Source organism: Bisbaumannia salifodinae (assembly GCF_055388505.1).
Genome location: NZ_AP043781.1, coordinates 2,832,735 through 2,855,554 on the forward strand (window position 1 = coordinate 2,832,735; position 22,820 = coordinate 2,855,554).

Genomic DNA, 22,820 nt, shown 5'->3' on the forward strand with positions numbered 1-22,820 from the left:
GCGGGGTTATGCACGACCCGCTGGCCAGCGGCGTGATCTGAGGAGCCTCTAAGGAGCCCCCATGACTTTCGACTCCCCCCTGCTCGACCCGACCCTGCTCGACCGCGCCCGTCGGGTGCGCCTGCTGGCCCTGGACGTGGACGGCGTCTTCACCGATGGGCGCCTCTATTTCCAGGCCGATGGCGTGGAGATCAAGGCCTTCCACACCCAGGACGGCCAGGGCATCAAGCTGCTGCGCCGCGCCGGCATCGAGGTGGCCCTGATCACCGGCCGCGACTCGCCCATGGTCAGCCACCGCGCCGCGGCCCTGGGCATTCCCCATGTCTTCCAGGGCCGCGAGGACAAGCTCGCCGCCCTCACCCAGCTCGCCGAGCGCCTGGCGCTGCCCTGGGAGGCCATCGCCTACGCCGGCGACGACCTGCCGGACCTGGCGGCGATTCGCCGCGCCGGCCTCGGCATCAGCGTGCCCAATGCTCCCGCCTATGTGCGCGGCCAGGCCGACTGGGTCACCGAACGCGGCGGCGGCCATGGCGCCGTGCGCGAGATCTGCGACACCCTGCTCGAGGCCCAGGGCCACTGGGGCGCGGTGATCGACACCTACCTGCATGGCCAGGGCCATGAGAACCGCTGAGTTACTGGCCACGCCGCTGGCCCGACGCCTGGGCCTGCTGGTCCTGCTGCTGGCCCTGGGGGGCGTGCTGGTGGTGCTCACCGAGCGGGAGCCGGCCCCACCGGGACCGGTACCCCAGGACGAGGCCGGCGAGCCCGACTACTATCTGGAGCAGGCGGAGCTGGTGCGCTACGACGCCGAAGGGTTCCCCCATCAGCGCCTGAGCAGCCCGCGCCTGGCGCATACGCCCCATGACGACGTGCTGCGTGCCCAGACACCGATCTCCCATCTCTACGATAACGAGGGGCGCCACTGGATCGCCCAGGGCGAACAGGGCACCCTGGCGGATCGCCGCTTGACGCTGAGCGGCGATGCCAGGCTCAATGCGCCTGACGCCGGCTGGCAGCTCAGCACCCAGGAACTGCACCTGGACACCCGCACCCAGCATGCCTGGAGCGACACCCCGGCGCGCTTCGAGGCCCCGCCCCAGCGTACCGAGGCCGAACGCTTCGAGGCCTGGCTCGAGGACGGACGCCTGCAACTGGAAGGCCGGGTGCGCGGCCACCACCCCCCCGCCCAGGAGTGAGAGTGATGCCCCCTGCCGCTTCCATGAGGACCCCATCATGAGTTATCCAAGCCGCCAATGCCTGATCGGCTGGCTCGCCGCCGGCCTGCTGGCCCTGGCCACCCCCGCCCTGGCTCAACAAGGCGAGCCCATCGAGGTGGAGGCCAACCGCCTGGAACTGGACGACCGCGCCGGCACCGCCGTGTATAGCGGCGAGGTGGACATTCGCCAGGGCAACCTGCACCTGACCGGTGCCCGGGTCGAGATTCAGCGCAACGAGGCCGGCGAGGTCTCGCGGCTCACCGCCACCGGCGAGCGCGCCTACCTGGAACAGAACCCCGCCGACGGCGAGCGCGTCCAGGGCTGGGGCCGCACCATCATCTACCACGCCGCGGAGCGGCGGGTGGAGCTGATCGATCGCGCCGAGCTGCACCGCGGTGCCGACACCTTCAACGGTGCCTACGTGGAGTATCAGATCGACCGCCGCCTGGTGGAGGCCCGGGCCAGCACCGAAGGCACCGACCGCCAACGAGTGCGCATGACCCTCACCCCGGAACAGCAGTAAGGGCCGCCATGAAGACCCTGACCGCCAGTCATCTGGCCAAGAGCTACAAGCGCCGCCGCGTGGTCCGTGATATCAGCCTCGCCATCGAGCAGGGCAGCGTGGTGGGCCTGCTGGGCCCCAACGGCGCCGGCAAGACCACCTCCTTCTACATGATCGTCGGCCTGGTGCGTGCCGACGCCGGCAGCGTCGCCATCGACGACCGGGATCTCTCCGAGGCGGCCATGCACGAGCGGGCCCGGGCCGGTATCGGCTACCTGCCCCAGGAGGCCTCGATCTTCCGCAAGCTGTCGGTGGCCGACAATATCCTGGCCATCCTCGAGACCCGCAAGGACCTGGATCGCGCCGACCGCCAGGCACGCCTGGAGGCCCTGCTCAACGACTTCCACATCACCCATATCCGCGACAACCTGGGGATGAGCCTCTCGGGGGGGGAGCGGCGCCGGGTGGAGATCGCCCGGGCACTGGCCACCGAACCGACCTTTATCCTCCTCGACGAGCCCTTCGCCGGGGTCGACCCCATCTCGGTGGGCGAGATCAAGGGCATTATCCGCGCCCTCAAGCAGCGCGATATCGGGGTGCTGATCACCGACCACAACGTGCGCGAGACCCTGGATATCTGTGATCGCGCCTATATCGTCGGCGACGGCCAGATCATCGCCGAGGGCGATGCCGAGGCGATCCTCGCCAACCGCCGGGTGCGTGAGGTCTATCTGGGCGAGGACTTCCGCCTCTAGGAGCCCTGATTAGGAGCCCTGATTCGTTAAATAGCGCACTATTCGCCTTATCCGATCGATCAACTCGTCTCGAACTCCGTCTTTCTCGCGACCGGTCAGATCCGACAGGCTCCGGGGGCCGAGCACCAGGAATCGGTGCTGCCAATAGGCTGAAAGTCTTAGTTTCAAGATCGATTTGGCATACTCATTGCGCTTGGCATATAACTTGCTTAGAAGTCATGTCTAATAGGCTTGCAAGGGCCCCGACAGCGGGCTAGGGTGTGCCCCACGCTTGTCACGGAATCCTAGCCCACCATGGCAATGAAACCCTCGTTGCAGCTTAGGGTCGGCACCCAGCTGACCATGACCCCGCAACTGCAGCAGGCCATCGCCCTGCTGCAGCTCTCCACCCTCGACCTGCGCCAGGAGATCCAGCAGGCCCTGGAGTCCAATCCCATGCTGGAACTGGACGAGGCCTATGGGGAACAGGCGGTGGAAGCGCCCAAGGAGGACGAGTGGTCCGAGGGCATCCCCGAACAGCTCTCCGTGGACAGCGACTGGTCCGATACCTACCAGGACATGGCTCCCAGTGGTGGCGGCGAGGCGCCGGACTTCGAGCGCAACGCCGACACCCCCAGCCTGCGCGACCATCTCAGCTGGCAGCTGGCCATGACCGACCTGGAGGCCCCCCGGGAGCGGACCATTGCCGAGAGCCTGATCGATGCGGTGGATACCAACGGCTACCTCGCCTCGCCCCTGGAGGAGATCTCCGAGGGGCTGCGGGACCAGGGCCTCGGCGGCCTCAAGGTCGCCGAGGTCGAAGCCCTGCTGATGCGCCTGCAGCAGTTCGAGCCTACCGGGGTCTTCGCCCGGGACCTGCGCGAGTGCCTGCTGCTGCAGCTCGGCACCCTCCCCGAGGACACCCCCCTGCTGCCCCAGGCCAAGCGCCTGGTGCGCCAGTTCCTCGAGGCCCTGGCGGGAGACGATCGCAAGCTGCTCAAGCGCCGCCTGCGCCTCGAGGACGACCAGCTGGACGCGGTGATCCAACTGGTGCGGACCCTCGATCCACGCCCCGGCCAGGCCTATGCCGACATCGGCAGCGACTATGTGATCCCCGACCTGATCGCCCGCCATACCCGCGACGGCTGGCGTATCGAACTCAATCCGGAGGCGCTGCCGCGCATGCGCATCCAGCCCGACTACGCGGCCTTGATCCGGCGCGCCGACAAGAGCGACGACAACACCTTCATGAAGCAACACCTGCAGGAGGCGCGCTGGCTTCTCAAGAGCCTCTCCAGCCGCAACGATACCCTGCTGCGGGTGGGTCAGGAGATCCTGACCCGTCAGCTCGACTTCCTGGAGCAGGGCGAGGAGGCCATGAAGCCGCTGGTGCTGGCGGACATCGCCCAGGCGGTGGAGATGCACGAATCCACCATCTCCCGGGTCACCACCCAGAAATATATCCACACGCCCCGGGGCGTCTTCGAGCTCAAGTACTTCTTCTCCAGCCAGGTGGGCGGTGGCGAGGGCGATGCCCACTCCAGCACCGCCATCCGCGCCCGCCTCAAGAAGCTGATTGGCGAGGAGCCGCCGCGCAAGCCGCTCTCCGACAGCAAGCTGGTGGCCCTGCTGGCCGATGACGGCATCCAGGTGGCACGGCGCACCGTGGCCAAGTATCGCGAGGCCATGGGCATTCCCCCGTCCAGCGAGCGAAAACGTCTCTCCTGACCGACGGCGGTTTCGTCGTTTATCGGAAAAAACCATTTATCCCATTGATCTCAATGGGATAAAAACCCCACAAGGCTTGCGTTGGAAATCCCCGACGCCAAGGGGTTTGCAGGGCCGTAAAAAGGGTTACAATCGAGATGCCACCCGCAGGAAGAGGAGCGTGCCATGCAAGTCAATATCACCGGCCATCACGTCGAACTGACCGATGCACTGCGTGACTATGTGAACGAGAAGCTCGCACGACTGGAGCGGCATTACGACAATATCACCACGGCACAGTTCACCCTGTCCGTCGAGAAGGAACGCCAACAAGCCGCTTGCGTACTCCACGCTGCCGGTGCCGATCTGCACGCCGAAGCCCAGGATGGTGACATGTATGCCGCCATCGATGCGCTCGCCGACAAGCTCGACCGTCAACTGGTGAAACACAAGGAAAAGGCACAGGCACGCGCCCAAGGCGCCGGTGCCCGCTAACCCTCCATGACACTGCAATCCATCCTTCCCCCCGAGCGGGCGCTGTTCGATGTCCCCGGGGGGAGCAAGAAACGGGTGCTGGAGTTCTTCAGCACCTTTATTGCTCAGAACACCCCCAGCCTCGATAGCCAGGAAGTCTTCAGCCGACTGATCGGCCGCGAGCGCCTGGGCAGTACCGGCATCGGTCATGGGGTGGCGATTCCCCATGCCCGCAATGCTCACTGCAAGGCGCCCCTGGCCGGCTTCCTGAAGCTGGCCGAACCGGTGGACTTCGACGCCGTGGACGGCGAGCCCGTCGATCTGGTGTTCGTGCTGCTGGTGCCGGAAGAGGCCGACGACACTCATCTGACCCTGCTGGCCCAGGTGGCCGGGGTGATGAACGACGCCGAGACCCGCCAGCGCTTGCGCCGCTGCGAGAGTCAGCGCCAGCTCTATGACACCCTGATCGAGGCCATCGAGCGCCACGCCGCGCCCGGCCCTACCGCCGCGCCCTGAGCGAATGGCGCCACCCCACAGGCAGCCAGGAGAGTGCCATGCAACTGGTGATCATCAGCGGCCGTTCCGGGTCGGGGAAGTCGATCGCCCTCCAGGCCCTGGAAGACCTCGGCTTCTACGCCATCGACAACCTGCCGGCCATGTTGCTGGGGTCCCTGGTGGACGAGCTCCAGGCCGACGAGGCCCGCTACGATGCCATCGCGGTCAGCATCGACGCCCGCAACCTGCCCGGCGCCCTGCGGCGCTTTCCGCAGCTGCTCGATGAAGTCCGCGATCGCGGCATCCAGACCCAGATCGTCTACCTGACCGCCGATGCCCGCATCCTGCTGGAGCGCTACTCCCACACCCGGCGCCGCCATCCGTTGACCCGCAACAGCGAAATGACCCTGGCCGAGGCCATCGAGCGAGAGGAGCAGGCGCTGGGAGAGATCCGCGACCTGGCCGACCTGGTGATGGATACCTCGCGGCTGTCGCTCCACGACCTGCGCTCACGGATCACCGAACAGGTGGCCGGCCACCAGGCCGGCCAGTTGACCCTGACCCTGGAGTCCTTCGGCTTCAAGCGCGGGGTGCCCCTGGATGCCGACACCGTCTTCGACGCCCGCTGCCTGCCCAACCCCTACTGGGATCCGCGCCTGCGCGAGGCCACCGGTCGCGACGCCTCGGTGGTGGCCTTCCTGGAGGGCTACCCGGAGGTGGAGGCCATGGCCGAGGATATCCAGCACTGGCTGGAGCGCTGGTTGCCCGCCTACCAGGCCAGCCGGCGCAGCTATGTGACGGTGGCGGTGGGCTGCACCGGCGGTCAGCACCGCTCGGTCTATCTGGCCGAGCGTCTGGCGCGCCACTTCGCCGCCGGCTATCCGGGACTGCGCCTGCGCCATCGGGAACTGGGCATTCACACCGACTTGGGAGAGCCAGATGCCAGCCCCCTGCAAGGAAGCTCGAGGCATGCCGAGCCGTGAGCTGACCCTGACCAACAAGCGTGGCCTCCACGCCCGCGCCGCCACCCGCCTGGTGCAGTGCTGCCAGGAGTACGACGCCCGGGTCACGGTCTCCCACCAGGGCCGCGAGGCCGACGCCGCCAATATCATGGCCCTGCTGATGCTGGCCGCCCCCTGCGGCAGCCGACTCACCGTCAGCGCCGAGGGGGATGACGCCGAGGCGGTCCTCGAGGCCCTGGCGGCGCTGGTCGAGGCCCGCTTCGACGAAGGGGAATAACCCCCGGCGCCGCCAGATCTGGAAGCCAGCAGACTACCGCCACACGGCCTCCGGGCAAGAGAGGCGAGCGATTTCGCCGGGGCGCCGACGGGCAGCGAGCCGGGTAGCGCAAAATCGACAGGGATGTCGAGTTAGGACGTGCGCGTCTGCGACCGGCAACAGGGAGGTTGTTCCGGCCCGTGCGCGTCACCCGGCTCGCGAAGCGTCGGGGTTGCGTTCCGGCGCCGAGCGAGCCTTCTTGCCCGGAGGCCAATCCCGACGCCGGACGACGCCCGGCCTAGCTTCCGGCGATGGTCATATCGTCGATCAGCCAGCTGCCGGTATGGATGCTGCCGCGGGTATCGATATCCTCGCCGACGCCGGCCAGGTTGGCGAACATCTGCGCCAGGTTGCCGGCGATGGTGAACTCCTCCACCGGATACTGGATCTCGCCGTTCTCCACCCAGAAGCCCGCCGCGCCGCGGGAGTAATCCCCGGTCACGCCATTGACCCCTTGGCCCATCAGCTCGGTCACCAGCACGCCGCGTCCCATCCGCTCGAGCAGCGCCTCGCGGCTGGCCAGGGGTGCCTGGAGGCGCACGTTACGGGCGCCACCGGCATTGCCGGTGGTCTCCAGCCCCAGCCGCCGGGCGCTGTAGGCGGAGAGCATATAGCTGGCCAGGCGCCCCCCCTCGATAAAGGTATTGTCGCGGGTATAGACGCCGTCGTTATCGAAGGGGGCACTGGCCATGGCGCCCCGCTCCAGGGGCCGTTCCACCAGCGAGAACCAGTCCGGGAAGAGCGGCTCGCCGAGCCGGTCGCAGAGGAAGGAGGCCTGGCGATAGAGGGCCCCGCCGGCGATGGCGCCGAGGAAGTGACCCACCAGGCCGGCGGCCTGGGTCGGGTCAAAGAGCACCGGGAAGCGCCCGGTGGCGGGACGCCGGGCACCCAGCCGGCGCAGGGTGCGCTCGGCGGCGCTGGCCCCCACCGCCTCGGGGGAACGCAACTGGCGCGGGTCGCGCACGCTGCTGTAGTCGTAGTCCCGCTGCATGCCCTGGGCGTCCTCGGCGATCAGCATGCAGGAGAGGGAGTGGCGGCTGCCCCGCTGGCTGCCCAGGAAGCCATGGCTATTGCCATAGACCCGCACCCCCTCGCCGCTGGAGAGGCTGGCGCCATCCGAGTTGCTGATGCCCGCCACGCCGCGCCCGGCGGCCTCGCAGGCCAGGGCCAGGTCGATGGCGGCATCGGTGCTCAGCGCCCAGGGGTGATGTACCTCCAGGTCTGGAAGCTCCTGGGCCATCAGCTCCGCCGGGGCCAGGCCGGCGGCCGGATCCTCGCCGGTATGACGGGCGATGGCCAGGGCCTTCTCCACCGCCGCGCTCACCGAGGCCTCGCCGGTATCCGAGGAGGAGGCGCTGCCCTTGCGGTGGCCCACATAGACGGTGACCGCGAAGCCCTGGTCCCGGGAGAGCTCGACGCTCTCCACCTCGCCCAGGCGCACGCTGACGCCGACCCCCTGGTCGACGCTGGCGCCCACCTCGCAGGCGTCGGCCCCCAGCCGCTTGGCCTGCGCCAGGGCGGCCGCTACCCGCGACTCCAGTAGCGCCTGTTGGGCGGCGGCATCGAAAGCCTGTGTCATCTGATTCTCCCTCTGATCATTCTGTGTGAATGCTACGCGCACCGGCCGGGCTGGTATACTCTGCCCTACACTCCGATGCTGATGGTAATGGCATGTCCTTCGATTCCCCCGCCGACCAAGACGGTTGGCAGAGCAAGACCCAACGCAAGCAGGAGATGCACGCCCTGCAGGCCCTGGGCGAAAAGATCATCGCCCTCTCCGATGCCCAGCGCGCCAAGCTGCCGCTCTCCGACGATATGCTCGCCGCTGTGGAGGAGACCGGGCGCATCCGCTCCCGGGAAGCGCGCCGCCGCCATATGCAGTACGTCGGCAAGCTGATGCGCAAGGAAGACACCGAGGCGATCCAGGCCGCCTTCGATGAATTCGAGCAGGAGAAGCTGCGCCGCGACCACGCCTTCCATCGCCTGGAACGCTGGCGGGATCGCCTGATCGAGGAGGGTGACGAGGCGGTGGAGGCCTTTGTCGCCGACTTCCCCGACGCCGACCGCCAGGCGCTGCGCCAGTTGATCCGCAATGCCCAGCGCGAGCGCGCCGCCGACAAGCCTCCGGCCAGTTCCCGCAAACTCTTCAAGCTGATCCGCGATACCGCCGGCCTGTAAATCAACGGCTCCACCCAATCTCGCGGAACGTCGCCGAGCGAAGGCCAGACAAGGCGGCGTTCGGCGAGCCAGCGGAGTGTAGGCCCCTAAATGAGCATGGCGAGCCGAGCGCCAACGCCGTATGGGCGAGCGCAGGCACCTTCCCTCAGGAGGCGGTGCCGCCCACGGTCAGCTCGTCCAGCTTCAGAGTCGGCTGGCCGACCCCCACCGGCACTCCCTGCCCCTCCTTGCCACAGACGCCGACCCCGGTATCGAGCTCCAGGTCATGACCGATCATCGACACCCGGCCCATGGCCTCGGGGCCGTTGCCGATCAGGGTCGCGCCCTTCACCGGCGCGGTGATCCGCCCGTCCTCGATCAGGTAGGCCTCGCTGGCGGAGAAGACGAACTTGCCGGAGGTGATATCCACCTGGCCGCCGCCGAAGCTCACCGCATAGATCCCGCGCTTGACGCTCTTGAGGATATCGGCGGGGTCATCCTGGCCCGCCAGCATATAGGTGTTGGTCATGCGCGGCATGGGCATATGGGCATAGGATTCGCGGCGCGCATTGCCGGTGGGCGCCATGCCCATCAGCCGCGCATTGAGCTTGTCCTGCATATAGCCGGTGAGGATGCCATCCTCGATCAGCGGGGTGTATTGGCCCGGGGTGCCCTCGTCATCGACGCTCAGGGAGCCGCGGCGATCCGCCAGGGTGGCATCGTCCACCACCGTCACCCCGGGAGCGGCGACCCGCTCACCGAGGCGTCCGGCGAAGGCGGAGCTGCCCTTGCGGTTGAAGTCGCCCTCGAGGCCATGCCCCACCGCCTCGTGGAGCAGGATGCCCGGCCAGCCCGGCCCCAGCACCACCGGCATCTGGCCGGCCGGCGCGTCCACCGCCTCCAGGTTGACCAGGGCCTGACGCACCGCCTCCTTGGCATAGCGCTCGGCCACCCCCTCGTCGCGCAACCGCGCCATGGGGTAACGCCCGCCGCCGCCGGCGCTGCCGCGCTCGCGGCGGCCGTTGCGAATGGCGATCACGCTGACATTGAAGCGCACCAGGGGACGCAGATCCGCGGCCAGGGTGCCGTCGCTGGCACGCACCAGCACCACCTCGTAGAGGCCGGTCAAGGAGGCGCTGACCTGGCTGACCGCCGGGTCCACGGCCCGGGCGATGCGATCGGCCTCCTTGAGCAGGGCGATCTTCTCCTCGGCGGAGAGGCCGGCGAGCGGGTCCTCGGCGCCATAGCGGGCCGGGTGGGCGCGCACCGCCACCGCCTGGGACGAGAGCCGAGCGCCGCCGCGGGCGATCCCGGAAGAGGTGCGCCCGGTATCGGCCAGGGCCTCGGCGGTGATCTGGTTGGAGTAGGCGAAGCCGGTCTTCTCGCCGGTCATGGCGCGCACGCCCACGCCGCCGTCGATGTTGTAGCCGGCCTCCTTGACCTCGCCATCCTCCAGCACCCAGCTCTCATGCCAGCTGCGCTGCAGATAGAGGTCGGCGAAATCGATCCCCGCCCCCAGGGCGTGGCCGAGGCCGGCGTCCAGGTCATCGAGGCCGAGGCCCGTCGGCGCCAGCAGCGTCGCGACGGCGGTGTCCAGGGCCTGATCCGCAGCGGGCACGCTAGTCGGTTGATTCATTCGGCGTCTTCCAGTGTGATCCGCGGTGAGGTCCAGGGACCCCGCACGCGATAGTGAATTCGAGTCACCCGATCGAGGGCGCCGCCAAACAGGCGATGGGCGATAAAGAGGGCACCGCCCACCACCGGGGCACCGGCCACCACCGCCGCCAGCGGCAGGTTCTGACTCAAGGGTAACGTAACCGCCAGGTGTTGATCGAGCTCCCGCCGCGCCAGGTCGACCCGACCATCGAGGCTGAAGGAGGTCGCCGGGCCGCGCACCTCCACCGGTCCCTGGGTCTCGAGAATGCCGCCGTAGAGGGTGGCCACCCCTTCCACGCTGTCGAAGGCGGTGCCGCGGCGGGTCAGGTCGGAGAAATCGAGCTGCAGGCGACGCAGCAGGTTATCGAAGTTGAGCAGGCCGATCAGCTTGGCGGAAGGCGACTCGAGATAGCGGAAGCGGCCGTTCTCCAGGCTCACCGCCAGGCTGCCCCGGGAGTGCTCCAGGGCGAACTGCCAGGGTGCCCCGGGCCAGGCCAACTGGGAGTCGACACGGGTCCGCTCGTTGCGGATCGCCACCGGCTGGGCCAGGCGCTCCAGGGCCGTGCCCAGGTCGCCCCCGGTCAGGGCCAGGCGGCTGCGGGTCAGGCTGGCCGCCGGCCCCGCCGACTCCCAGGTCAACTCGCCACTGGCCTCGACGTCCCCCAGCACCAGTGCCAGGGGCGCGATATGCAGCCCCTCCGGGGTGCCCCGCCACTCGGCGCTCAGCGGGCCGAAGTGCTGCCCCTGGCGCATCAGGCTCGCCACGTCGAGGCGCCCCGCCGGCAGCTGTCGCACCCAGCCGGCCAGGGGCTCCGGCTCCGGCTCTGGCGCCACCTCATCGAACAGGGCCACGCCCTCGGCGGGCATCGGTATCAGGGCGTCCAGGTCCAGGCGCGCCAGGTCGATCTCCAGGGCCTGGGCCCGCTCGGGGCGATAGCCGGCCTGGCCCTCCAGCAGGCTGCCATCCAGGTCGAGACGCCACCCGCCCGCCTCGGGCATGGCCCGGGCCTGCAGCGAGCCCAGGCAGCGCGCCTCCATCAGCAGGCAGTCGGTGGCCAGATCCAGGGTCGGCGGGGAACCGGCGCCGCTTCCGCCGCCGCCCAAGAGCGGCGCCAGGGCCGCCGCCCAGGGGGCGGGGTCGAGCCGCGCCGGTCGCCAGCTCACCTCGAGGCCGGGGCGGGCCGGCCAGGTGGGGGACTCGGGCCAGCGCTCCAGCCATAGCTGGCCCTGGGCCCCCTGGGCGCTCTGCTCCCGCCAGCGCAGTCGCGCCAGCCCCTCCAGCTCGGCGGTGAGCCGCCCGCTCTGGGTATCCATCTCCAGCCACAGCGGACGGCGCTCCTCGGCCGGCTTGGCGAAGGGCGCCGGCAGGCCGAGGGCCAGGCCCTCGAGGGAGCTGTCCAGGCGCAGCCGAGCCCCGCTTTCCGTCAGGGTCAGGCGCCCGCGATAGGGCAGTTGCCCCGTCACCGGGACGCCCTCCCCGGGGAGTCCGCCCCAGGCCAGCAGGCGAGGTGCCTCGGCCTGTCCCTCGAAGTCGATACGCTCGCTCTCCAGGGTCGCGGTGACGGGCCCGCCCAGTGCCCGCCCGTCGAGGCGCCCCTCCAGCCCCCCCTCGCCGGCTCGATAGCGATAGGCCAGGGGCCCGGTCACCGACGTCAGGTCCAGCGTCAGCGGCCGATAGCGGACCCGGGGTATGTCCAGGGCCGTCTCGATGTCCAGGTTCAGGGCGTCGGGATCGCTCAGCGGCAAGTCCAGCGCCAGTTGGCCCTGGATATGCCCCGCTTCGCTCCAGGCCCAGTCCTCCAGGGCCTCGAGCCCCTCCAGGGGCACGGCGCCAAGATAGTTGACCAGATCGGTGGCGCTGCCCTCGATGGCCCCGCCGACGGCGAGCTCCCCGTCGGGGCTCAGGGTCACGCGTCCGTCACTGACCGCCAGGCCATGGCTCTCGGCCCGAGTCACCTCCGCCATCATGGCCAGGTCGGTGAGGGTCAGGCGGCCTTCCACGCCCTCCAGGGCCGGCCAATCCGGCAGGTAAGGTAATCGCCCCTCTTCGATGGCCAGATCGAGATCCAGACGTATGTCCTCCGCCCGCACGCCGTCGAAGAGCGGTTGGTGCAACGCCAGTCGCCCCTCGGTCACCCGGCCCGCGACGCCGCCGGCGAGCCAGTCACCCAGCTCGTCGCCGAAGATCCCCATGGGCAGCCAGTCCACCAGGGGCGTGGTGAGCGCATCCACCTCGCGAAAGTCCAGCGCCAGCCCCATGATGCCGGGGCCCCCATTGCCGAGCACCAGGCCGAAGCCCCCCGTCACCTCGGCGTCACGCCAGCGCGCCTCGAGGTCGCGACCGCTGACCCGCGTCAGGCCATCGGCATAGGTCCAGCCCACGATCCCGGAGGCGGCATCCAGGGCCATGGGACCGGTAAAGAGATGGGGGAAATGCAGGGTGGTATCGCCGACGCCGGTGAAGCGAATCTCGCCGGCCAGGTCCCGGGCCTCGACCCAGGCATCCAGGGGCCCGCCCCCGGGGGCGCCCTCCCAGGGCGACACCGCCACCTGGCGCAGGGCCCCCCGCGCCAGCCAGTGACCGTCGCGAAAGCCGAAGGCGAAACCCTCCACCCAGCCCTGGGGGTCCAGGGTGTCGAGCAGCCGCACCAGCCCCTCGGGCAACGGCAGGCGCTCGCTCCAGTCGGCCAGGGCCGGCAGTTCGAAGCCATCGGTGGTGACCCACCAACCCGCCCCATCGCCGCGCAGGCGCCAGCGACTGGGCAGGGCCGGCCCCTGGGCCACGCCTTCGGCGTCGGCGGCCAGGTTGAGCCAGGCGTTCCAGGCCTCGCCCTCCCGCAGCCACTGCCCCTCGGCGCGGATATCCGCCAGCGCCAGGCTGGCCTGCTCGTGGCCGATCGCCAGCTCCGGCACCTCCAGGGCCAGGCGCACATCCGCCAGCGCCCCCTGGTGCCAACGCCCCCATAGGGTCGCATCCCCTTCCGCCCGCTCCAGGCGCAGGGGCTCGTCGCCGCTCAGCAGACGCACCAGCTCCACCAGGCTGGAGAGCTCCATCTCGGCCTGCATGGCCGCATTGAAGTCGGCCAGGCCACGCGGTCCCGGCAACACCTCCGCCACCACCTCTAGGGCGGTCTGTTCCTGCCCCTCCACATGGACCCAGCCCTCCAGGTGCAGGCGCCGCTCGTCGCCGGTCATCAGCAGGCTGGGGGCCTCCAGGGCCACACGGCGCTCCTGGCCGTGCAGCACCAGGCGCACCTGGCGCGCGTCCAGGCGCTGGCGCAGCAGCAGGCCGACCCAGGCGTCCAGGCGCGAGAGATCGAAATCGGGGCTCGCCGCGAAGGGCAGCTCGGCGGGGCGCGGCCAGTGCCAATGACGCTCCTCGTCCTGATAGAGGTGCAGGGTGAGCCCCTGCACCCGGGCCTGCGAGGTCACCGGCACCCCGGCGCCCAGGGAGGCCAGCGTATCCAGGCGCAGGCGCGCCTGGCGCAGCTCCAGCAGGGGGCGGCCCTCGAGGGTCAGCCGCAGGTCGCGCAGGGCGAGCGAGGGGTCGAGGCCATGCAGGCCCGCCTCCAGCTCGCCGATATGGGTCTCGGCCCGGGTACGCTCGGCCACCAGCCGCTCGAGGGGCTCACGCAGCGCCTCCGCCTGACCGGCCACCAGGCGCCAGCCCAGCAACAGCAGGGCCAGACACAGCAACACCAGGGCCAGCAGGGTCAGCACCCAGCGCCCGGCGATCCGCCACCCACTCATGCCTGCCCCTCGTTCATCGGCCTCGCCTCCTTCGCCGCCAGCCCCGGGCCTTCCTGGCCGGGAGGGTATCGATCACATCAGCACGATATCGTACTGCTCCTGGGAGTAGTGGCCCTCCACCTGGAAGCGGATGGTCTTGCCGATAAAGGCCTCCAGGTCCGCCACCGCCGCCGACTCCTCGTCGAGCAGGCGATCCACCACCGCCTGGGAGGCCAGTACCGTGTAGGTCTCCGGCCCGTAGGCGCGCTCCTCGCGGAGGATCTCACGGAAGATCTCGTAGCAGACGGTCTCCGGGGTCCTCAGGGTGCCGCGCCCCTCACAGGTGGGGCAGGCCTCGCAGAGGGTCTGCTCCAGGCTCTCCCGGGTGCGCTTGCGGGTCAGCTGGACCAGGCCCAGCTCGGTGACCCCGGTACACTTGGTCTTGGCGTGATCCCGCTCCAGGGCCTTCTCCAGCACCCGCAGCACCTGGCGCTGGTGCTCGGCATCCTCCATGTCGATGAAATCGATGATGATGATGCCGCCCAGGTTACGCAGCCGCAGCTGGCGGGCGATGGCGGTGGCCGCCTCCAGGTTGGTCTTGAAGATGGTCTCTTCGAGATTGCGATGGCCCACGTAGCCGCCGGTGTTGACGTCGATGGTGGTCATCGCCTCGGTGGGGTCGATCACCAGATAGCCGCCGGACTTGAGCTGCACCTTGCGCCCCAGGGCCTTGTGGATCTCGTCCTCGACGCTGTAGAGATCGAAGATGGGCCGCTCGCCGGGATAGTACTCGATGCGCTCCACCGCATCGGGCATGAACTCCTCGGCGAACTCCTTGAGCTTGACGTAGTTCTCCCGGGAATCGATGCGCACCTTCTCGATCTCGTCGTGCATCTGGTCGCGCAGGGTGCGAATAAACAGCGGCAGGTCGTCGTAGATGACGCTGGGCACGCCGGCGGTCACCTTGCGCTCGCTGACCTTGCGCCACAGCCGCAGCAGGAAGTGCATATCGGAGAACAGCTCCTCCTCGCTCACCCCCTCGGCGGCGGTACGGATGATAAAGCCGCCCTCCACCTCCAGTTCCTGCTGCGCCTGGCAGACCTCCACCAACTGGCGCAGGCGCTCCCGCTCGCCCTCGTCCTCGATGCGCTGGGAGACGCCGTTATGGGGGGCATCCGGCATATACACCAGGTAGCGGGAAGGCACCGAGAGATGGGTGGTGAGCCGCGCCCCCTTGGTACCGATGGGGTCCTTGGTCACCTGCACCACCAGCGACTGCCCCTCGTGGAGCAGCTGACTGATGGTGGCCTGCTCCTCGGCGGGGGTATGGGCCGCCATCACCTCGTGGGCATGGATAAAGGCGGCCCGCTCCAGGCCGATATCGACGAAGGCCGCCTGCATGCCCGGCAGCACCCTGACCACCTTGCCCTTGTAGATATTGCCGACGATGCCCCGCCGCCGGGAACGCTCGATAAAGGCTTCCTGAAGCACGCCGTTTTCGACCACCGCCACGCGGGTCTCCATGGGTGTCAGGTTGATCAGTACTTCACCACTCATGCGGGATTCCTTGTCGTTGGCATGAAGGCATTATGCCATAGGGGGCAAGCCCCCCGACCAAAGGGGGAGGCCCTGGCGGCGCAGCAGCTCGGCGCTCTCATGGAGCGGCAGCCCCACCACGGCGGAGTAGCTGCCCTCCAGGTGCATGACGAAGATCGACGCCAGCCCCTGGATGGCATAGCCACCGGCCTTGTCGGCGGGCTCGCCGCTGGCCCAGTAGGCCTCGGCCTCGCGGCTCGAGATCTCGCGCATCCATACCCGGGTGGTGACCGCGGCCTCCAGCAGGCCCGCCGGGCCATTCACCGCCACCGCGGTAATCACCCGATGCTCGCCGCCGGAGAGTGCCGCCAGCATGGCCAGGCCATCCGCCTTGTCCCGGGGCTTGCCGAGGATCCGCTCGCCCAGCACCACCACGGTATCGGCGCCCAGCACCGCCTGGTCCGTAGCGGCCCCCGCGGCGCCGGCCAGGGCCTTCTCCCGGGCCAGGCGGGTCACATGGGCCAGGGGCGCCTCCTCGGGAGCCGGGGTCTCGTCGATATCCACCGGGCGCACCAGCGACGCGACGCCGATGGAGGCCAGGAGCTCGCGGCGCCGCGGCGAGGCCGAGGCAAGGATCAGGGAGGCGGGCATAAGGACTCCGATTCAGCCGAGGGCGAAGCGGCGTCGCAGCGCCTGCAGCATGGTAAAGAGCCAGGGCCACAGCAGGGCGCCGATCAACGACGACAGCAGGAAGGCGAGATGGATAGAGAAGGGGCCGAACAGGGTATTGAGCCACTGCCGCACCAGCTGCACCAGCCCCAGCAGGACGAAGACCAGGACCGCCTGCTGCACCAGGGAGTAGGCGCGCATGCGCTGATAGACCAGGGCGCAGAGGAAGGCCAGCAGCGAGAACACCAGGGCATTCTGCCCCAGCGGCGCCCCCTCGATCAGATCCAGCAGCAGCCCCAGCACGAAACCGTGCAATACCCCGACGCGGTGAGGCGCCGCGACGCACCAGTAGACCAGCATCAGGCCCAGCCAGTCGGGACGCCAGATCAGCCAGCCATCGGGCAGTGGCATCACCTGCAGGCACAGGGCCAGCAGCAGGCTGATCCAGACCAGTAGCAGACCTCGGACTCCCAGGGCACCCATCAGCGTTGCAGCTCCTGTGGCGGTTCGACGACGGTAAAGGATTCATCCCATAGCGCCTCCCCCGGACGCGGCTCCGGCGGCGGGGGAGGAAACAGCAGCAGGAAGTGGCGCGAACGCTGCAGCTGTGCCGAGGGCTCGGCGATGACCCGGGCGAAGGGCTCGCCGGGGTCGTGCTCCACCGACACCACCCGCCCCACCGGATAGCCCTGGGGGAAGCGCCCCGCCAGCCCGGAGGTGAGCAACCGGTCGCCGACCCGGATATCGGCGGTATCCGGCACATGCATCACGTTCAGGCGCTCATAATGACCGGTGCCCTGGACCACGAAGCGCAGACCATTGCGAGTCACCTGCACCGGCAACGCATGGCTGGCGTCATTGATCATCAACACCCGGCTGGAGTAGGCAGAGACCGCGGTGATCTGGCCCACCAGCCCCGAGGCATCCATCACCGGCTGGCCCACATAGGCGCCATCGCGACGACCGCGATCGATGACCATCTGGTGGGTGAAGGGATCGGAGTCCAGGGAAAGCAGCTCGGCGGTGATATAGGCCATGTCATCCCGCCGCGCCGCCTGCAGCAACTCGCGCAGGCGCACGTTCTCGGCGGTGAGGTGGGCCATCTGCTGGGCACGCTGGGAGAGGGTCAGCAACTGCTCGCGCAGGCGCCGATTCTCCTCCACCAGGGCTCGCTGATCGGAGAGCGCCAGGGCCCCCCAGGTGAGCACGCCGCTGGGCAGGCTGACCATCCACTGGATGGGCGCCACCACGGTGGTAAGCTGGGCACGCACCTCGTCCATGCGCGTGAAGCGGTGTTCCGCAAACATCAGGCCGAGTGCGGCTATCGCACACAGCAGCATGCGATAGCCGGGCACCGCACCGTGCGAGAACAACGGTTTGATAGGCGTTCTCCCCGAAGTCAGCCCGGCCCGGAAATCAGTCGCTGGAAAGCAGCTCGAAGGTATGCTGGTCGATCATCTCCAACGCCTTGCCGCCACCGCGGGCCACGCAGGTCAGCGGGTCCTCGGCGACGATCACCGGCAGGCCAGTCTCTTCCTGAATCAGCTTGTCCAGATCGCGCAGCAGGGCCCCACCGCCGGTCAATACCAGGCCACGCTCGGCGATATCCGAGGCCAGCTCCGGGGGCGACTGCTCCAGGGCGCTCTTCACCGCGGTGACGATCGAGGAGAGCGTCTCCTGGAGGGCGTCGAGGATCTCGTGGGAGTTGAGGGTGAAGCTGCGCGGAATGCCCTCGGCCAGGTTGCGGCCGCGCACGTCGATCTCGCGCAGCTCGCCGCCGGGATAGGCACAGCCGATCTCCTGCTTGATGCGCTCGGCGGTGGCCTCGCCGATCAGGCTGCCATAGTGACGGCGCACATAGGCGATGATAGCCTCATCGAAGCGGTCGCCGCCGACGCGGATCGACTCGGAATAGACCACGCCATTGAGCGAGATGATGGCGATCTCGCTGGTGCCGCCACCGATATCCACCACCATGGAGCCCTGGGCCTCCTCCACCGGCAGGCCGGCGCCGATGGCCGCCGCCATGGGTTCCTCGATCAGGAACACCTCGCGAGCCCCGGCGCCCTCGGCGGACTCCTTGATGGCGCGACGCTCGACCTGGGTCGACATGCAGGGCACGCAGACCAGCACCCGCGGGCTGGGAGTCAGGAAGGTGCTCTGATGCACCTTGCGGATAAAGTGCTGGAGCATCTGTTCGGTCACGGTGAAGTCGGCGATCACGCCATCCTTCATCGGCCGGATGGCGGTGATGTTACCCGGGGTGCGGCCCAGCATGCGCTTGGCATCCGACCCCACCGCAGCCACGCTGCGCATATTGCCGGCCTGGCGAATCGCCACCACCGACGGTTCATCCAGCACGATGCCCCGTCCACGGACATAGATCAGCGTATTGGCCGTTCCCAGGTCGATGGACAGATCGCTGGAGAACAACCCCCTTAAACGTTTAAACATGAAAGTCTTTCACCTAGTGCAGACCGGAACCGGAACCCTGTGCGGAGGCAAACGGTATCATCGCCACCCGGAAGCGGCAAGCGACAACGCCTGCCAGCCGGGCCAAGATATGGTACCTTTTGGCGTTATTTTCCCCGTACCGATGGGCCTCGCCCCGTGGCAGCCTGTCGGTCGATGTTCATCCTGTTAAGGAATTCCGATCATGGCGCTTGAACAGACCCATGTGCAGCGCGCGGCGCATCTGGCACGCCTGGCGCTGGATGACGCGGACGCCGACCGCTACCTGGACGACCTGAGCAATATCCTGGCGATGGTCGACCAGCTCCAGGGCATCGATACCACGGGGGTCGCCCCCCTGGCTCACCCCCTGGACGCCACCCAGCGGCTGCGCGCCGACGAGGTCACCGAAGTCGACCGGCGCGAGACCTTCCAGCGCTGTGCCCCGGCGGTGGAGAACGGCCTCTACCTGGTGCCCCGCGTGGTCGAGTGATCGCGCCCGACGTTACCCTGTCCCGACCCGGAGACACTCACCCGATGCATGACAAGACCCTCCGCGAACTGGCCGCCTCCCTGGAGGCCGGCGAGTTCTCAAGCCGCGAGCTGACCCAGGCGCTGCTCGGGCGCATCGATCGCCTCGACGGCGAGCTCAACAGCTTTATCAGCGTCACCGCCGAGCAGGCGCTGGCCGCCGCCGACGCCGCCGACGCCGCCCGCGCCAAGGGTGAGGCGGGCCCGCTCACCGGCCTGCCCCTGGCGCTCAAGGACATCTTCTGCACCCAGGGCGTCAAGACCTCCTGCGGCTCGAAGATGCTCGACAACTTCGAGGCGCCCTACGACGCCACCCTGGTGGAGAAGCTCAAGGCCGCCGGCACGGTGAGCCTCGGCAAGACCAATATGGACGAGTTCGCCATGGGCTCCTCCAACGAGAACAGCTTCTATGGCCCGGTGAAGAACCCCTGGGACCTCGGCGCCGTGCCCGGCGGTTCTTCCGGCGGCAGCGCCGCCGCGGTGGCCGCGGGCCTGGTGCCGGCGGCGCTGGGTACCGATACCGGCGGCTCGATCCGTCAGCCGGCGGCCTTCTGCGGCATCACCGGCCTGAAGCCCACCTATGGCCGGGTCTCCCGCTACGGCATGATCGCCTATGCCTCGAGCCTCGATCAGGCCGGCCCCATGGCCCGCAGCGCGGAAGACTGCGCCCTGCTGCTGGGCGCCATCGCCGGCCACGACGTACGCGACTCCACCAGCGTGGCCCGCGGCGTGCCGGACTACACCGCCACCCTCGACGACTCCCTGTCGGGGCTGAAGATCGGCCTGCCCAAGGAGTACTTCGGCGAGGGCCTGGATCCGGCGGTGGCCGAAGCGGTCCAGGCGGCCATCCGGGTCTACGAGTCGCTGGGCGCCACGGTGCGCGAGGTCAGCCTGCCGCATACCCACCTGGCGATCCCCGCCTACTATGTCATCGCCCCGGCGGAGGCCTCCTCCAACCTATCGCGCTTCGACGGCGTGCGCTTCGGCCACCGCTGCGACGCCCCCCAGGACCTGATCGATCTCTACAAGCGCTCCCGCGCCGAGGGCTTCGGCGAGGAGGTCAAGCGACGCATCCTGATCGGCACTCACACCCTCTCCGAGGGCTTCTTCGACGCCTACTACACCAAGGCCCAGCAGGTGCGCCGGCTGATCCGCCAGGACTTCCTGGACGCCTTCGAGGAGGTCGACGTGCTGATGGGGCCGGCCTCCCCCACCCCGGCCTTCGACCTGGGCGCCAACAAGGACCCGGTCTCCATGTACCTGCAGGACATCTACACCATCGCCATCAACCTGGCGGGCATTCCCGGCATCAGCGTGCCGGCGGGCTTCGTCGGCCGCCGTCCGGTGGGCCTGCAGATCCTCGGCAGCCACTTCGCCGAGGCCCAGCTGCTCAACGTGGCTCACCAGTTCCAGCAGGCCAGCGACTGGCACCTGCGCCGCCCCGATTTCGCCAAGGAGACCGCATGATGGAATGGGAGACCGTGATCGGCCTGGAGGTCCACGTTCAGTTGGCCACCAAGTCGAAGATCTTCTCCGGCGCCTCCACCGCCTTCGGCGCCGAGCCCAACACCCAGGCCTGCGCCGTGGACCTGGGCCTGCCCGGGGTGCTGCCGGTGTTGAACGAAGCCGCCGTGGCCATGGCGGTGCAGTTCGGCCTGGCGATCCATGCCGAGATCCCCGAGATCTCGGTGTTCGATCGCAAGAACTACTTCTACCCGGACCTGCCCAAGGGCTACCAGACCAGCCAGATGTATCACCCCATCGTCGGCGCCGGCGAGGTGGAGATCACCCTCGACGACGGCGGCACCAAGCGCATCCGGGTGCACCACGCCCACCTGGAGGAGGACGCCGGCAAGTCGCTCCACGAGGACTTCCACGGCATGACCGGCATCGACCTCAACCGGGCCGGCACGCCGCTGCTGGAGATCGTCTCCGAGCCGGATATGCGTAGCGCCAAGGAAGCGGCGGCCTACCTCAAGGCGATCCACTCCATCGTCACCTACCTGGGCATCTCCGACGGCAATATGGCCGAGGGCTCGATGCGCTGCGACGTCAACGTCTCGGTGCGCCCCAAGGGCCAGGCGGAGTTCGGCACCCGCGCCGAGATCAAGAACGTCAACTCCTTCCGCTTCGTGGAGCGGGCCATCGCCTATGAGGTGGAGCGCCAGATCGAGCTGATCGAGGACGGTGGCCGGGTGGTCCAGGAGACCCGCCTCTATGACCCGGAGCGCGACGAGACCCGCGGCATGCGCACCAAGGAGGAGGCCAACGACTACCGTTACTTCCCCTGCCCGGACCTGCTGCCGGTGGTGCTCGACCAGGCCTACGTCGACCACCTGCGCGACAACCTGCCGGAGCTGCCCGACGAGAAGCGCGCGCGCTTCCAGAGCGAGCTCGGCCTCTCCGCCTACGACGCCAGCGTGCTCTCCGCCACCCGCGAGATGGCCGAGTACTTCGAGGCGGTGAAGGACGCCTGCGGCGACGCCAAGCCCGCCGCCAACTGGGTGATGGGCGAGCTGTCCGGGGCGCTGAACCGCGAGGGCCTGGCCATCGAGGACAGCCCGGTCTCTGCCGCTCAGCTGGGCCAGTTGATCGCTCGGGTACTCGACGACACCATCAACGGCAAGGCCGCCAAGCAGGTCTTCCAGGCGCTGTGGAATGGCGAGGGCGACTCCGCGGACGCCATTATCGAGGCCAAGGGGCTGAAGCAGGTCACCGACAGCGGCGCCATCGAGGCGATGATCGACCGGGTGATCGCCGACAGCCCCGCCCAGGTGGCCCAGTATCGTGACGCCGAGCCGGACAAGCGCGGCAAGATGATCGGCTACTTCGTCGGCCAGGTGATGAAGGCTTCCCGGGGCACCGCCAACCCCCAGCAGGTCAACGCCCTGCTCAAGGAAAAGCTCGACGCCCTGTGTTGAGCAGCGGAGGCGGGCCGCCGCGGCCCGCCCCTTCGACTTCAGAGGACGACCCATGGCAGACGATGTCGGCGCGCGACTGCGCGCCCTGCGCAACCTCAGGGGCATCTCCCAGCGCGAGCTGGCCAAGCGCTGCGGGGTCACCCACTCCAGCCTGTCGCTGATCGAACAGGGCAAGGTAAGCCCCTCGGTGAGCTCCCTGAAGAAGATCCTCGACGCCATTCCCATGGGCGTCGGCGACTTCTTCACCATGGACCTGGAGAGCCGCGACCAGGTCTTCTACTCCGCCGACGAGCTGGCCGACATGGGCAGCGGCGAGGTGATCTTCAAGCTGGTGGGGGCCAACCGGGAGGCCCGGGCGCTCTCCTTTATGATCGAGACCTACCCGCCGGGCACCGATACCGGCCGCGAGATGATCGCCCACCAGGGCGAGGAGGCCGGGGTGGTGCTGGAGGGCGAGATCGAGATCACCGTGGGCGCCGAGAGCCGGGTGCTGGGCCCCGGCGAGGCCTACTACTTCGATACCAATGTGCCCCACCGCTTCCGCAACGCCGGCAAGGCCCCCTGCCGGCTGGTCAGTTGCTGCACCCCCGCCAAGGCGTTCTAGCCTCGCTCCCCGCCCCGGCGCCGCCGGGGCGCCCTCCTCGAACAAGGCATTGACCGAGACACCGGGGCACCCCATGCTTTAGGGAGCCCGGGCGCATAAATCGGGCAGGAACGGCGCAGATCCGAACTCGAGGGGTTTCCTTTCGGCCTGGTGCCGAAT

22 protein-coding genes are annotated in these 22,820 nt (G+C 68.8%); 14 read left to right on the plus strand and 8 right to left on the minus strand.

The annotated features are described in order from the left end of the window. Positions 1–61 precede the first annotated feature (61 nt). The 9 genes from ACZ5EF_RS13340 to ACZ5EF_RS13380 all read left to right on the plus strand — a co-directional run bounded on the left by ACZ5EF_RS13340 (position 62) and on the right by ACZ5EF_RS13380 (position 6,368). Positions 62–631: a KdsC family phosphatase gene (locus ACZ5EF_RS13340; protein ID WP_346063422.1), complete on the plus strand. Its 570-nt coding sequence runs from the start codon at positions 62–64 to the stop codon at positions 629–631. Further along, complete coding sequence (lptC, locus tag ACZ5EF_RS13345) at positions 618–1,196, plus strand: LPS export ABC transporter periplasmic protein LptC (protein WP_346063421.1); 579 nt, start codon at positions 618–620, stop codon at positions 1,194–1,196. The genes ACZ5EF_RS13340 and lptC overlap by 14 nt, the downstream gene beginning before the upstream one ends. A 37-nt stretch (positions 1,197–1,233) precedes the next feature. Then, the gene (gene lptA / locus ACZ5EF_RS13350) at positions 1,234–1,740 is read left to right on the plus strand and encodes a lipopolysaccharide transport periplasmic protein LptA (protein ID WP_346063420.1); all 507 of its coding nucleotides are present in this window, start codon (positions 1,234–1,236) and stop codon (positions 1,738–1,740) included. 8 nt (positions 1,741–1,748) lie between these two features. After that, positions 1,749–2,474: an LPS export ABC transporter ATP-binding protein gene (gene lptB, locus ACZ5EF_RS13355; protein WP_346063419.1), complete on the plus strand. Its 726-nt coding sequence runs from the start codon at positions 1,749–1,751 to the stop codon at positions 2,472–2,474. Positions 2,475–2,768: 294 nt separating this feature from the next. Further along, on the plus strand, positions 2,769–4,181 hold the full coding sequence (locus ACZ5EF_RS13360) for an RNA polymerase factor sigma-54 (protein WP_346063418.1): 1,413 nt from the start codon (positions 2,769–2,771) through the stop codon (positions 4,179–4,181). Positions 4,182–4,346: 165 nt separating this feature from the next. After that, a complete protein-coding gene (gene hpf / locus ACZ5EF_RS13365; protein WP_146802330.1) occupies positions 4,347–4,655 on the plus strand; it encodes a ribosome hibernation-promoting factor, HPF/YfiA family in 309 nt (102 codons plus the stop codon). A gap of 6 nt (positions 4,656–4,661) precedes the next feature. Next, positions 4,662–5,150, plus strand: coding sequence for a PTS sugar transporter subunit IIA (locus tag ACZ5EF_RS13370; protein WP_346063417.1), 489 nt, complete (start codon positions 4,662–4,664; stop codon positions 5,148–5,150). Positions 5,151–5,188: 38 nt separating this feature from the next. Continuing rightward, positions 5,189–6,112, plus strand: coding sequence for an RNase adapter RapZ (gene rapZ, locus ACZ5EF_RS13375; protein WP_346063416.1), 924 nt, complete (start codon positions 5,189–5,191; stop codon positions 6,110–6,112). Then, complete coding sequence (locus tag ACZ5EF_RS13380; protein ID WP_346063415.1) at positions 6,099–6,368, plus strand: HPr family phosphocarrier protein; 270 nt, start codon at positions 6,099–6,101, stop codon at positions 6,366–6,368. The genes rapZ and ACZ5EF_RS13380 overlap by 14 nt, the downstream gene beginning before the upstream one ends. 277 nt (positions 6,369–6,645) lie before the next feature. Here ACZ5EF_RS13380 and pmbA read toward each other — a convergent pair whose 3' ends face one another. Next, entirely contained in the window at positions 6,646–7,986 is a 1,341-nt protein-coding gene (gene pmbA / locus ACZ5EF_RS13385) for a metalloprotease PmbA (RefSeq protein WP_346063414.1), read from the minus strand. 92 nt (positions 7,987–8,078) lie between these two features. On the opposite strand from pmbA, the gene yjgA reads away from it, so the two are divergent. Continuing rightward, positions 8,079–8,585, plus strand: a complete 507-nt coding sequence (yjgA, locus tag ACZ5EF_RS13390) for a ribosome biogenesis factor YjgA (protein WP_346063413.1) — start codon at positions 8,079–8,081, stop codon at positions 8,583–8,585. A 145-nt stretch (positions 8,586–8,730) separates the two neighbouring features. Here yjgA and tldD read toward each other — a convergent pair whose 3' ends face one another. The 7 genes from tldD to ACZ5EF_RS13425 all read right to left on the minus strand — a co-directional run bounded on the left by tldD (position 8,731) and on the right by ACZ5EF_RS13425 (position 18,608). Then, positions 8,731–10,200: a metalloprotease TldD gene (tldD, locus tag ACZ5EF_RS13395; RefSeq protein WP_346063412.1), complete on the minus strand. Its 1,470-nt coding sequence runs from the start codon at positions 10,198–10,200 to the stop codon at positions 8,731–8,733. After that, positions 10,197–13,970 carry a YhdP family phospholipid transporter gene (locus ACZ5EF_RS13400; RefSeq protein WP_346063411.1) on the minus strand — a complete coding sequence of 1,258 codons (3,774 nt, stop codon included), beginning with the start codon at positions 13,968–13,970 and terminating at the stop codon, positions 10,197–10,199. Before ACZ5EF_RS13400 ends, tldD begins: the two co-directional genes overlap by 4 nt. Before the next feature lie 72 nt (positions 13,971–14,042). Continuing rightward, a complete protein-coding gene (gene rng / locus ACZ5EF_RS13405) occupies positions 14,043–15,506 on the minus strand; it encodes a ribonuclease G (RefSeq protein ID WP_346063410.1) in 1,464 nt (487 codons plus the stop codon). 30 nt (positions 15,507–15,536) lie between these two features. Further along, positions 15,537–16,136 (minus strand): Maf family protein, encoded by a 600-nt coding sequence (locus ACZ5EF_RS13410; protein WP_346063409.1) that lies wholly within the window; start codon positions 16,134–16,136, stop codon positions 15,537–15,539. Between the two features lie 12 nt (positions 16,137–16,148). Continuing rightward, the gene (gene mreD, locus ACZ5EF_RS13415; RefSeq protein WP_346063408.1) at positions 16,149–16,637 is read right to left on the minus strand and encodes a rod shape-determining protein MreD; all 489 of its coding nucleotides are present in this window, start codon (positions 16,635–16,637) and stop codon (positions 16,149–16,151) included. Continuing rightward, on the minus strand, positions 16,637–17,494 hold the full coding sequence (mreC, locus tag ACZ5EF_RS13420) for a rod shape-determining protein MreC (RefSeq protein WP_346063545.1): 858 nt from the start codon (positions 17,492–17,494) through the stop codon (positions 16,637–16,639). Before mreC ends, mreD begins: the two co-directional genes overlap by 1 nt. 76 nt (positions 17,495–17,570) lie before the next feature. Continuing rightward, positions 17,571–18,608 carry a rod shape-determining protein gene (locus ACZ5EF_RS13425; protein WP_346063407.1) on the minus strand — a complete coding sequence of 346 codons (1,038 nt, stop codon included), beginning with the start codon at positions 18,606–18,608 and terminating at the stop codon, positions 17,571–17,573. 202 nt (positions 18,609–18,810) lie between these two features. Between ACZ5EF_RS13425 and gatC the strand changes: the two genes are divergently transcribed. The 4 genes from gatC to ACZ5EF_RS13445 are packed head-to-tail and all read left to right on the plus strand — an operon-like array spanning position 18,811 to position 22,661. Beyond that, on the plus strand, positions 18,811–19,098 hold the full coding sequence (gene gatC / locus ACZ5EF_RS13430; RefSeq protein ID WP_346063406.1) for an Asp-tRNA(Asn)/Glu-tRNA(Gln) amidotransferase subunit GatC: 288 nt from the start codon (positions 18,811–18,813) through the stop codon (positions 19,096–19,098). A 44-nt stretch (positions 19,099–19,142) separates the two neighbouring features. Further along, the gene (gene gatA / locus ACZ5EF_RS13435; RefSeq protein WP_346063405.1) at positions 19,143–20,603 is read left to right on the plus strand and encodes an Asp-tRNA(Asn)/Glu-tRNA(Gln) amidotransferase subunit GatA; all 1,461 of its coding nucleotides are present in this window, start codon (positions 19,143–19,145) and stop codon (positions 20,601–20,603) included. Continuing rightward, positions 20,603–22,057, plus strand: coding sequence for an Asp-tRNA(Asn)/Glu-tRNA(Gln) amidotransferase subunit GatB (gene gatB / locus ACZ5EF_RS13440; protein WP_346063544.1), 1,455 nt, complete (start codon positions 20,603–20,605; stop codon positions 22,055–22,057). The genes gatA and gatB overlap by 1 nt, the downstream gene beginning before the upstream one ends. Before the next feature lie 52 nt (positions 22,058–22,109). Beyond that, positions 22,110–22,661 carry a cupin domain-containing protein gene (locus tag ACZ5EF_RS13445; protein ID WP_346063404.1) on the plus strand — a complete coding sequence of 184 codons (552 nt, stop codon included), beginning with the start codon at positions 22,110–22,112 and terminating at the stop codon, positions 22,659–22,661. Positions 22,662–22,820: the final 159 nt, after the last annotated feature.

Coding starts and splice junctions, on each gene's coding strand:
- ACZ5EF_RS13340 (WP_346063422.1), top strand. CDS start 62: ATGACTTTCGACTCCCCCCTGCTCGACCCGACCCTGCTCGACCGCGCC.
- lptC (WP_346063421.1), top strand. CDS start 618: ATGAGAACCGCTGAGTTACTGGCCACGCCGCTGGCCCGACGCCTGGGC.
- lptA (WP_346063420.1), top strand. CDS start 1,234: ATGAGTTATCCAAGCCGCCAATGCCTGATCGGCTGGCTCGCCGCCGGC.
- lptB (WP_346063419.1), top strand. CDS start 1,749: ATGAAGACCCTGACCGCCAGTCATCTGGCCAAGAGCTACAAGCGCCGC.
- ACZ5EF_RS13360 (WP_346063418.1), top strand. CDS start 2,769: ATGGCAATGAAACCCTCGTTGCAGCTTAGGGTCGGCACCCAGCTGACC.
- hpf (WP_146802330.1), top strand. CDS start 4,347: ATGCAAGTCAATATCACCGGCCATCACGTCGAACTGACCGATGCACTG.
- ACZ5EF_RS13370 (WP_346063417.1), top strand. CDS start 4,662: ATGACACTGCAATCCATCCTTCCCCCCGAGCGGGCGCTGTTCGATGTC.
- rapZ (WP_346063416.1), top strand. CDS start 5,189: ATGCAACTGGTGATCATCAGCGGCCGTTCCGGGTCGGGGAAGTCGATC.
- ACZ5EF_RS13380 (WP_346063415.1), top strand. CDS start 6,099: ATGCCGAGCCGTGAGCTGACCCTGACCAACAAGCGTGGCCTCCACGCC.
- pmbA (WP_346063414.1), bottom strand. CDS start 7,986: ATGACACAGGCTTTCGATGCCGCCGCCCAACAGGCGCTACTGGAGTCG.
- yjgA (WP_346063413.1), top strand. CDS start 8,079: ATGTCCTTCGATTCCCCCGCCGACCAAGACGGTTGGCAGAGCAAGACC.
- tldD (WP_346063412.1), bottom strand. CDS start 10,200: ATGAATCAACCGACTAGCGTGCCCGCTGCGGATCAGGCCCTGGACACC.
- ACZ5EF_RS13400 (WP_346063411.1), bottom strand. CDS start 13,970: ATGAGTGGGTGGCGGATCGCCGGGCGCTGGGTGCTGACCCTGCTGGCC.
- rng (WP_346063410.1), bottom strand. CDS start 15,506: ATGAGTGGTGAAGTACTGATCAACCTGACACCCATGGAGACCCGCGTG.
- ACZ5EF_RS13410 (WP_346063409.1), bottom strand. CDS start 16,136: ATGCCCGCCTCCCTGATCCTTGCCTCGGCCTCGCCGCGGCGCCGCGAG.
- mreD (WP_346063408.1), bottom strand. CDS start 16,637: ATGGGTGCCCTGGGAGTCCGAGGTCTGCTACTGGTCTGGATCAGCCTG.
- mreC (WP_346063545.1), bottom strand. CDS start 17,494: ATGCTGCTGTGTGCGATAGCCGCACTCGGCCTGATGTTTGCGGAACAC.
- ACZ5EF_RS13425 (WP_346063407.1), bottom strand. CDS start 18,608: ATGTTTAAACGTTTAAGGGGGTTGTTCTCCAGCGATCTGTCCATCGAC.
- gatC (WP_346063406.1), top strand. CDS start 18,811: ATGGCGCTTGAACAGACCCATGTGCAGCGCGCGGCGCATCTGGCACGC.
- gatA (WP_346063405.1), top strand. CDS start 19,143: ATGCATGACAAGACCCTCCGCGAACTGGCCGCCTCCCTGGAGGCCGGC.
- gatB (WP_346063544.1), top strand. CDS start 20,603: ATGGAATGGGAGACCGTGATCGGCCTGGAGGTCCACGTTCAGTTGGCC.
- ACZ5EF_RS13445 (WP_346063404.1), top strand. CDS start 22,110: ATGGCAGACGATGTCGGCGCGCGACTGCGCGCCCTGCGCAACCTCAGG.